Source organism: Rheinheimera sp., from assembly GCF_020217005.1.
Lineage (GTDB): Bacteria > Pseudomonadota > Gammaproteobacteria > Enterobacterales > Alteromonadaceae > Pararheinheimera.
Genome location: NZ_JAIWOI010000082.1, coordinates 1 through 10,000, shown reverse-complemented (window position 1 = coordinate 10,000; position 10,000 = coordinate 1). Strand labels below are relative to the sequence as shown.

7 protein-coding genes are annotated in these 10,000 nt (G+C 48.4%); all 7 read left to right on the top strand.

Features of this window, described 5'->3' with window-relative positions:
- Nucleotides 1-2,188 (top strand): TonB-dependent receptor (locus tag LDL40_RS04030; RefSeq protein WP_300993854.1); only part of this gene is annotated, 2,188 nt, incomplete at its 5' end.
- An 80-nt stretch (nucleotides 2,189-2,268) separates the two neighbouring features.
- A complete protein-coding gene (locus LDL40_RS04025) occupies nucleotides 2,269-2,976 on the top strand; it encodes an SDR family oxidoreductase (RefSeq protein ID WP_300993852.1) in 708 nt (235 codons plus the stop codon).
- A 37-nt stretch (nucleotides 2,977-3,013) separates the two neighbouring features.
- Nucleotides 3,014-5,383 carry a sugar-binding domain-containing protein gene (locus LDL40_RS04020; protein WP_300993851.1) on the top strand — a complete coding sequence of 790 codons (2,370 nt, stop codon included), beginning with the start codon at nucleotides 3,014-3,016 and terminating at the stop codon, nucleotides 5,381-5,383.
- Between the two features lie 4 nt (nucleotides 5,384-5,387).
- The gene (gene galE, locus LDL40_RS04015; RefSeq protein ID WP_300993850.1) at nucleotides 5,388-6,407 is read left to right on the top strand and encodes a UDP-glucose 4-epimerase GalE; all 1,020 of its coding nucleotides are present in this window, start codon (nucleotides 5,388-5,390) and stop codon (nucleotides 6,405-6,407) included.
- Nucleotides 6,408-6,716: 309 nt separating this feature from the next.
- The gene (locus tag LDL40_RS04010; protein ID WP_300993849.1) at nucleotides 6,717-7,793 is read left to right on the top strand and encodes a UDP-glucose--hexose-1-phosphate uridylyltransferase; all 1,077 of its coding nucleotides are present in this window, start codon (nucleotides 6,717-6,719) and stop codon (nucleotides 7,791-7,793) included.
- Nucleotides 7,794-7,798: 5 nt separating this feature from the next.
- Nucleotides 7,799-8,953 carry a galactokinase gene (galK, locus tag LDL40_RS04005; protein ID WP_300993848.1) on the top strand — a complete coding sequence of 385 codons (1,155 nt, stop codon included), beginning with the start codon at nucleotides 7,799-7,801 and terminating at the stop codon, nucleotides 8,951-8,953.
- The gene (locus LDL40_RS04000; RefSeq protein WP_300993846.1) at nucleotides 8,950-9,909 is read left to right on the top strand and encodes an aldose epimerase family protein; all 960 of its coding nucleotides are present in this window, start codon (nucleotides 8,950-8,952) and stop codon (nucleotides 9,907-9,909) included. Before galK ends, LDL40_RS04000 begins: the two co-directional genes overlap by 4 nt.
- Nucleotides 9,910-10,000 lie beyond the last annotated feature (91 nt).

Genomic DNA, 10,000 nt, shown 5'->3' with positions numbered 1-10,000 from the left:
TATGGCGAACAACCTCGAAGGTGGTATTGCCGGTCTGGTGAATATGAACTTCGTCAGCCCGCTGGCAAAAGACAAGCGCATGATAAATATCAGTGGCCATTTGATGGACTATCAACTGGGTAATGATTTAGCTGGTGCTGACAGTTCAGGTGAAAAAGCCAGTTTCTCTTATGTCGATCAGTGGGCTGATAACTTTGGTGTGGTTTTTGGCTTAACCTACCAGGACCAACCGTCAGTGCAGCGTGAAACTGCCTCCTATTCGTACAACAAAGCTGAAGCCGATCAAGGTGATGTCAATGGCGACGGTATTAAAGAAGCAGCGCCATGGGGCGGTAAAGCCGGCACTAAAGTGGGGAACACTGAGCGTGTAGGCAGCCTGATGATTCTGGAATGGGAACCTGTTGACACAGTGAACCTGAAGTACGATCTGTTTTATTCCAAATTTGATATTGAAGAACGTGAAGACCAGTTCTGGTTTGATGGCTGGGGTAACTGGCAGGACAGCAATAACTGGGGCTACAACAACTCCGCTACTGCGCCTCAGATAGTGACCCGTCCTGATGGCTCACAGCAAATAGTAGGCGGCGGAATTTTGTGGGGCGCACATTCTGCCAATAATGCCACCTGGTTTCAGCAAAACCATCTGTTAAGCACAGGCTTAAAAACTACAGTGACTGGTGATGTATGGACTTCAACTTATGATGTCGGTTATTCAGAAGCTGGTATCGAATCGCGTTGGGTCAATATTACTTCGGCTTATGGTGGTCCAACTCCGTTGGATATCAGTTGGAGCAATGCCGGTGGTCGCTTGGCTATTCAAACCAATGAAGATATTGGCAACCCTGATTACTACAGCATCACTGGTATGAACGTCGATACTGACCGCGACCTGACCGACGAAATGGTTAGTCTGCGAGCTGATTTTGAACGCAATGTGGACTGGGGTGTATTCGAAACGCTGGTGATCGGTGGTCGTTACAGCGACCGCGATAAAGACAACGACGTGCAAAGCTGGTGGCAGGCTCCTGTTAATACTGGCCTGACCGATTACGGTTACAGCTATCAACTGGGTGGAGATTTTGTTTCTCCAAATCTGTATGGCTTTAAAGACTGGAATGCAACTATGACTCAGGCCTTCGGTGGCATTGATGATCGCAGTCAGCACGCCAAAACCGATCAGGACAGAGTCAACAGCTGGTATGTGGGTGAAACCAATACCGCGGCATATTTTATGCTGAAAATGTCCGGTGAGCTGGGCGACTTACCCTACACTGGTAACTTTGGTGTGCGTTATGTCAGAACAGAATCTACTTCTTCTGGTTATCAGTTCAAAGACAGCCTGTATTCGCCTATTTCGGTAGACCATGAGTACGACGAAATTTTACCTGCCCTGAATATGATCTTTACTGTCAGCGAAGAAGCTCAGGTGCGTTTTGGTTTATCCCGCGCTATTTCACGGCCGCCACTGGTTGAAATGCGTACCGGTTTCCAACTGGATTCACAAAGCCCGGTGAAAACAGGCTCAGGTGGTAATCCAACATTGGACCCATTTGTGGCTGATCAAATTGATTTGGGCTACGAATACTACTGGTCCAGTGACCGAGCTATGACAGTCTCTACTTTCTTTAAAGACTTAAAAACTCATGTTGGTAGTTCAACCGACGTGATGATAGTGGATGGTATAGCCTACAACTTCACTGGTCCTATTAATGGTGACGGTGGTCAGATCAAAGGTTTAGAGCTGATGTATCAACAGGCTCTGACTATGTTACCTGCGCCTTTTGATGGTTTGGGTTTCTATGCCAACTATTCATTAACAGACAGCAATGTGCATGAGTTTGTGCCGGAAGATAATCCATTGCCATTAGGCGGTTTGTCCCGTCACGTTGGCAACCTGACCTTGTGGTACTACAAAGCTGGTTTTGACGCCAAGGTGTCTTACAACTACCGCAGCGCAAACACCCGTGTTGGTAGCTGGACTCCAACGGAAATCACCAGAGCCAAAGCTGAACGTACTGTAGATGCCAGCTTGTCATACGAAGTGACAGAAGCCTTTAAGGTGATGTTGCAGGCGCAAAACCTGACCAATGAAGAAGCAGTGACTTATTTTGATAACGATCCAAGCCGTCCGGCCAGTTATCAGGAATGGGGTCGTCGTTTCCTGTTAGGTTTCTCTTACTCCATGTAAGACGCTTGTTATTCCGTAGATAAACCCGGCCTTTGGGCCGGGCTTTTTTAAAGAGAATCATCCTCAGGGAAGCCAGTCTGATGTCCTTAACTCCCTCTCATATTCTGCTGACCGGCGCTTCATCGGGCATAGGCCGGGCTTTGGCTGTTGCCTTAGCTCAGCAAGGTCACAGACTGAGCTTATGTGGTCGTGATCCTGCAAAGTTGGCGCAGACCCTGGCGTTACTGCCAGCAGGCTGCAGTGTATTCAGCCAGTCCTTTTCAGTGACAGACGCTGCTGCCATTCGCCAGTTTTGCCAGCAGGCAACCAGACAGTTTGGTCAGGTGGAGGTGCTGATTAACTGCGCTGGTGCCAACAGCAGCAGAAATGCAGCCACACAACCGGATTGGTCCGCCCTTGAGCAGATGATGCAACTGAATTTTTATGCGCCGCTGCATTTTATCCAGCAGTTAGTGCCAGCGATGAAAGAGCAGGGTAAAGGTGTAGTGCTGAATCTACTCTCGACCGTCTGTTTATTTTCTAACCCTGGTATCTCTGCCTACAGCGCCAGCAAAGCCGCTTTGGATAGCTACAGCAAAGTGCTGCGTAAAGAACTCCATGGCACAGGGGTAAAGGTACTTTCTGTGTATCCGGGTGGGGTCGATACCGAATTTCGTGCGGCCAGCAGGCCCGATTATTTATCGGCCGAAGAAGTGGCTGACGCCATAGTGCTGATGCTCGCTGCTTCAGCTAAAGCCCATATTCATGAGTTGGTGATCAGGCCAGCCGTTGAAACAAATTTTTGCTAAGTCCTGCTGCTGCGGGCCTATTAAAAGGAATTCTCCAGTGTTGAAGTGTTTTTCCCAATCTCTGCTGGTGCTGGCTTTGTTGCTGCAGTGTGCCTGCAGCCCTGTGGCCGAATCAGTGAAGGACGGACAGTCAGCGAAAGTTACAGTAGCCACAGAGCAAAACTTAAATGCGGATTGGTTGTTTTACAAAAGCCAGTCCGCTGACTTAACGGCAAAACCCGAAGACTGGCAACAGGTCAATTTACCTCATACACCTCAGATTGAGCCTTTGCTGGTGAATAACCAATGGCAGGGTTTTGCCTGGTATCAAAAGTCTCTGAGCATAGCGCCAGAGTGGCAGGGCAAACAGCTATTGATCCGTTTTGAAGCCGCAATGAACCATGCTCAGGTCTGGTTAGGCGATCAACAGATTGGCGAGCATCTGGGCGGTTATTTGCCTTTTACTATTGATTTAACGCCTTATGTCGCTGCCGGTCAGACTTATCAGCTGACCGTCAAACTGGATAACAGAGACAATGAAGTGACAGGGCCTAAACCTTTGGCACAGCTGGACTTTAATACCTACGGCGGTTTATACCGTGACGTGCGTTTACTGATTAAAAACCCTGTTCATATCACAGATGAAATGCTGGCGAATGAAGTAGCTGGTGGTGGCATTTTTGTCACTTATCCAAAAGTGGACAAAGCAGAGTCTGTGGTTGCGGTAAAAACTCAGCTGGCCAATACATCTGCGACAGATGCCGAGCTGGAACTGGTGCAGCAGTTATTTGCTGGTAAGCAATTAGTCACTGAAGTCAGCTCAGGCCCCATTCAACTGGCCGCTGGTGCAACGCTGGATCAACAGCAACAGCTGACTGTGACCACACCAAGCTTATGGAGCCCGGCCAGTCCATTTTTATACAACCTGAACACTGTGCTGAAACAAAATGGCGAAGTGATTGAGCGTCAGCAGCAACAGATTGGTATCCGCAGTTTTGCCTTTAACGACAAACACCAGTTACTAATTAACGGGGAGCTGACCTTTTTACGCGGCGTCAACCGTCATCAGGAATACCCTCATGTCGGCTATGCGACATCGCCTCAGGCCGATTACCGTGATGCGGTGAAAATTAAATCTGCTGGTTTTGACTACGTGCGTTTATCGCATTACCCACATTCCAAAGCTTTTATGCAGGCCGCGGATGAACTGGGGTTAGTGCTGATGAACGCTATTTTGGGCTGGCAGTATTATCAGCCTACAGAAGCCTTCCGAGCTCAGACTATTCAGAGTTGCCGTGATTTAATCCGCCGTGACCGCAACCATGCCAGCGTTTTAGCCTGGGAATGTTCTCTGAATGAATCCGCTATGCCGGATGAGTTTGTCGCAACCTTACACAACACAGTGAAACAAGAGTTTCCGGGCGCTTATTCCGCGGGCTGGCAACATGGCTACGACATGTACCTGCAGGCACGTCAGCACCGCCAGATGCACTACGAAACACCAACAGTGCCTTACAATGTGTCTGAATACGGCGATTGGGAATACTATGCGCAAAATGCCGGTTTTAATCAGGACAGCTGGGGTGACTTAAAAGAAGAGGCCCGTACCAGTCGTCAGTTATTAAGTCATGGCGAAGCGCGTTTATTGCAGCAAGCCCGTAACTTACAGGAAGCGCATAATGACAACCTGACCACGCCTGCCTATGCAGATGGTTATTGGGTGATGTTTGATTACAACAGAGGTTATGCCAATGATCTGGAAGCATCCGGCATTATGAGCATTTACCGTTTACCTAAATACAGTTACTACTTTTACCAAAGCCAGCGTCCGGCGTCGGAACAATCCGACAAGTATCAATCTGGTCCTATGGTATTTATCGCCAGCGAGTGGCAACCAGGTTCCAGCGCTAAAGTGCGGGTATTTAGTAATGCTGAAGAAGTGGAGCTGTATTTAAACGGTGTTTTAGTCAGCCGTAATAAGCCATCAACAGATAAGTTTTCAACTCATTTAGCCCATCCACCTTTTGAATTTGATTTAAAAGAGTTCAAAGCAGGTCAGCTGCTGGCCAAAGCTTATATCGCAGGCAAAGAAGTGGCGAGCCATCAGGTGACAACGCCCGATCGTGCGGCCAGTTTAAAGCTGAGGCTCGATACCAGCGGTGTAGCGCCTGTGGCTGGTGATTTAGTTTTTGTTTATGCAGAGGTGCTGGATAAAAACGGCCAGCCAGTGCCATTAAACAATCAAATTATTGAGTTTAAAGCCAGTGGTGACATTGAAATTATCAACCCTGAAGCTGCTTTTACTGAACAAGGCAAAGCCGCGGTTTTAGTTAAATTAGGGCCTGAATTTAGTCAGGCTAAGCTTGAAGCCAGTTCAAAAGTTCTGGCTATTCAAAGCGATGCTTTAGTGTTTAATCTGAAGGAATAACAGCATGCGTATTTTAGTCACGGGTGGCGCTGGTTATATTGGCTCTCATACTTGTCTGGAGTTATTGAATTCTGGTCATCAGGTGGTGGTGGTCGACAACCTGAGTAACAGCAGTGTGGAGGCTTTGCAGCGCGTCGAGCAACTGACAGGCCAAAGCATTCAGTTTTATCAGGCCGATATCCGTGATGAAAAAGCGCTTTGTGCTATTTTTGCCGCCGAAAAAGTCGACGCAGTGATCCACTTTGCCGGTTCCAAAGCTGTCGGCGAATCAGTAGCTAAGCCATTGTTTTATTATGAAAATAATGTCAGTGCTTCAGGCTTATTGATGCGGGTCATGCTGGAACATCAGGTGAAAACTCTGGTGTTCAGCTCTTCTGCCACAGTGTATGGCGAACCCGTATCTTCACCGATACGGGAAGATTTTGCGGTGCAGCCTACCAATCCTTATGGCCGTTCTAAGCTGATGGTCGAACAGGTGATGTCCGATTTAGTCCTGGCGCAACCTGACTTCAGTGCCATAGTACTGCGTTATTTTAACCCTGTAGGTGCGCATGAATCTGGCTTGATAGGTGAAGATCCTAACGGCATTCCAAATAATCTGATGCCTTTTATCAATCAGGTGGCCATAGGTCGCAGACCACATTTAGCTGTGTTTGGTGATGATTACGATACGCCAGACGGTACCGGTGTGCGGGATTATATCCATGTCTGTGATTTAGCCTCAGGTCATGTCAAAGCTTTAGAAACTTTGCATCAGAACCCGGGTTTCCATGTGTTTAATTTAGGCACTGGGCAGGGAGTGTCTGTGCTGCAAATGGTGGAGGCTTACCGTCGTATTTCGGGCCAGTTGATTGCTTATCAGGTAGCGCCACGTCGCCCTGGTGATATTGCCTGCTGCTACGCCGATTCAAGCCGAGCAGAACAGCAGCTGAATTGGAAAGCGGAACGGGGTTTGGATCAGATGGTAGCGGATAGCTGGAATTGGCAGAAATTAAACCCCAATGGTTATAGCCGTCGTTCTTGACGCTGCAGCTTTGTTGACTGCGTGTTCGCGCCCCAGTCGCATAGGTGACTATGCTCCTGGGGTCTTGAACACTTGTTGCCTCGCTGCAACGCCAATTACTTTGGCTATAGATAACCGTCGTTCTTGACGCTGCAGCTTTGTTGACTGCGTGTTCGCGCCCCAGTCTCATAGGTGACTATGCTCCTGGGGTCTTGAACACTTGTCGCCTCGCTGCAGCTAAAGAGCTTGCGTGAATGACAGTGCGTGCAGGGATAAACCCAGCCCCTACGGGGTTTGTGAACAAGATTGAGTGAAAGGTTGGAGTTATAGATGTCTGAATTTAATGCAAAAGATCATCCACATCGCAGATACAACCCGCTGACTGGGGATTGGGTGCTGGTGTCGCCACACAGAGCAAAAAGACCATGGCAAGGTCAGATTGAAGCTGCAGCCACAGAGCAGAATCCATCATACGACCACAGCTGTTTTTTATGCCCAACCAACAGCCGTATTTCAGGGGATCTGAATCCTGACTATAAAAAGCCTTATGTCTTTACCAATGACTTTGCCGCTTTAACAGCGGATACGCCTTTTTATCAGCGCTCAGACGATGATTTGTTTGTATTAAAAGCGGAACGTGGTACCAGCAGAGTAATTTGTTATTCTCCGGATCACAGCCTGACTATGCCAGAGTTGTGTGTAGCTGATATTCAAAACATAGTAGAGGAGTGGATCCGTCAGTATCAGGACTTATCCAAAACCTACAACTGGGTGCAGGTATTTGAAAACAAAGGCGCTATTAACGGCTGCTCCAATCCACATCCCCATGGTCAGATTTGGGCCAACAGCACTGTGCCGACTTTACCAGCCAAAGCCGATCAAGCGCAGCGTGAGTATTTAGCGAAGCACGGCAAAAACCTGTTATTGAATTATGCCGCTCTGGAGCAACAAAGTGGCGAGCGCACTGTGGTTGAAAACCAGCACTGGATAGTGGTCGTGCCATTCTGGGCCAGCTGGCCATTTGAAACACTAGTGTTGCCAAAAGCTCATGTTCGCCGGATGGAAGAGTTAACGACAGAGCAGCAGGCAGCGCTGGCTGATATTCTTAAGCAAATTACCATTCGCTACGACAATCTGTTCCAGTGTTCTTTCCCTTATTCAATGGGCTGGCACAGCGCACCGTACCACAACGACGCTGCTGAAGGTGTTGATAGTGCACAAAGCATCGACCACTGGCAGCTGCATGGCCATTTTTACCCGCCTTTATTACGTTCTGCCACCATCAAAAAATTTATGGTGGGCTACGAAATGCTGGCCGAAACCCAACGTGATATGACTCCTGAACAGGCCGCTGAACGCTTAAAACAGCAAAGTCCTGTGCATTACAAACAGCAGAGCAAGGTTTAATACAGATGGAATTAGTGCAACAAGTACAGCAGGCATTTGCCAAACATTATCAACAGCAGGGTGAATTTGTGTTCAGAGCGCCTGGCCGGGTGAATCTGATTGGCGAACACACAGACTACAACGACGGTTTTGTATTGCCTTGTGCTATTAACTACGACACTGTGGTTGTGGCAACACCACGCAACGACAAGAAGGTGCGGGTGCTGGCGCTGGATTATCAGCAGCAAGTGGATGAGTTTGAACTGACCTTTCCGCTGGCTAAACATCCAGAGTACCAGTGGGCCAACTATGTGCGTGGTGTGGCCAACAGCCTGATGCAAAAAGGTTTTAACCTGGTCGGTTGTGACTTAGCCATCAGCGGCAATGTGCCACAAGGTGTAGGTTTAAGCTCTTCAGCTTCTTTGGAAGTTGCATTGGGTCTGACCTACAGCACTTTGGCAGGTATTGAACTGTCCAGCCGCGACAATGCACTCAATGGTCAACACGCAGAAAACCACTTTGTCGGTTGCAACTGCGGCATTATGGATCAACTGATTTCTGCACAAGGTAAAGTGGATCATGCCTTATTGATCGACTGCCGTAGCCTCGACAGCACCCCTGTATCAGTGCCCACTGACATGGCGGTGATGATTATCAACTCCAATGTAAAACGTGGCCTGGTCGATAGCGAATACAACACCCGTCGTCGTCAGTGTGAAGAAGCGGCCGCTATTTTTGGCGTCAAAGCCTTACGCGATGTCAGCTGGGATACTTTTGCGGCTAAGCAGAGCGAATTGGATCCATTAGTAGCCAAACGTGCCCGTCATGTGATCACTGAAAACGACCGTACTGAGCTGGCCGCTAAAGCTTTAGCTGAGCACGACATTAAACTGTTAAGCCGCTTAATGGCTGAGTCGCATTTGTCGATGAAAAACGACTTTGAAATCACTGTACCTGCCATTGATGCGCTGGTGGAAATGATTGGCAAGGTTTTGGGTGAGACTGGTGGTGTGCGGATGACAGGCGGTGGTTTTGGTGGTTGTGTGGTCGCTTTAGTGCCACAGGGCAGAGTGGATGAGATCCGGGCTTTAGTTGAACGTGACTATCCGGCTCAAACCGGCTTAACCGCAGGTATTTTTGTTTGTACAGCCAGTCAGGGCGCAGAGCAGATTTTGGCATGAACCAGACCCCAATAGCCTTAACAAAAGGCACTGGTCTGGATGTGGAGTTGTTGCCTTTTGGGGCAACAATCCGCTCTATCCGTTTGTATGGCCAGGAAATGACGCTGAATTATCCGCAAGTGGCTGATTATCAAACCGATGAGTTTTATCTGGGCGCTACAGCGGGTCGTGTTGCCAATCGTATTGCCAATGGCCGTTTTAAACTCAATGGCCAGAGCTTTCAGCTTGATTGCAATAATGGTCCCAATCACCTGCATGGGGGCATCACTGGTTTTAATCGCCAGCACTGGCAAGTGCTGAAACAGCAGTCAGATTCGGTGCAATTGTATTTGCACTCAGCAGACGGCGATCAGGGCTATCCTGGCGCTGTGCAGGTCTGGCAGCAGTTCCGTATTGTCGATCAGCAGTTAGAGTTGTCTTTTTTAGCTTTGTCTAACAAAGACACTGTGCTGAATTTAACCAACCATTGTTATTTCAACCTGAATAACGACGGTACTTCGATCGAAAACCATCAATTGCAGCTGACAGCGAGCCATTATTTACCGACAGACGACAGCGCTATTCCAACCGGAGAGCGCCGTGCTGTGGCTGGCACCGCCTTTGACTTTACGCAAGCGAAATTAGTCGGACCTGCACTAATGCAGCAGGACCCTCAGCTGGCATTAGCCAATGGTTTTGATCACTGTTTTATCTGGCAAGGTGCACAGGCGTCAGAGTTAAAACTGATGGCTAAGTTAAGTTCTGAGCAAAGTGGTCGCCAGCTGGAAGTCTTTAGCACTCAGCCCGGCTTGCAGCTTTACACAGGCAACTTTCTGGCTGCGCCTTTTGCGCCCAGGCAGGGGATTTGTCTGGAGGCTCAGGGCTGGCCTGATGCAATTAATCAACTTGGCTTTCCCTGCACTCTGCTCAAAGCAGGTGAGTTGTATCAGCAACAAATAGTGTATAAATTCAGTTAACTAAAACCGGTAACTATAACAACAAAACAATCCCGAACTGATTGGTGTTGCAGTGCGATCAACAAAGCTACAGCGTCAAACTAAGGGTAAA

Bases quoted from the DNA above. Each gene is read 5' to 3' on its own strand.
- LDL40_RS04025 (WP_300993852.1), top strand. From the start codon at position 2,269: ATGTCCTTAACTCCCTCTCATATTCTGCTGACCGGCGCTTCATCGGGC.
- galE (WP_300993850.1), top strand. From the start codon at position 5,388: ATGCGTATTTTAGTCACGGGTGGCGCTGGTTATATTGGCTCTCATACT.
- LDL40_RS04010 (WP_300993849.1), top strand. From the start codon at position 6,717: ATGTCTGAATTTAATGCAAAAGATCATCCACATCGCAGATACAACCCG.
- galK (WP_300993848.1), top strand. From the start codon at position 7,799: ATGGAATTAGTGCAACAAGTACAGCAGGCATTTGCCAAACATTATCAA.
- LDL40_RS04000 (WP_300993846.1), top strand. From the start codon at position 8,950: ATGAACCAGACCCCAATAGCCTTAACAAAAGGCACTGGTCTGGATGTG.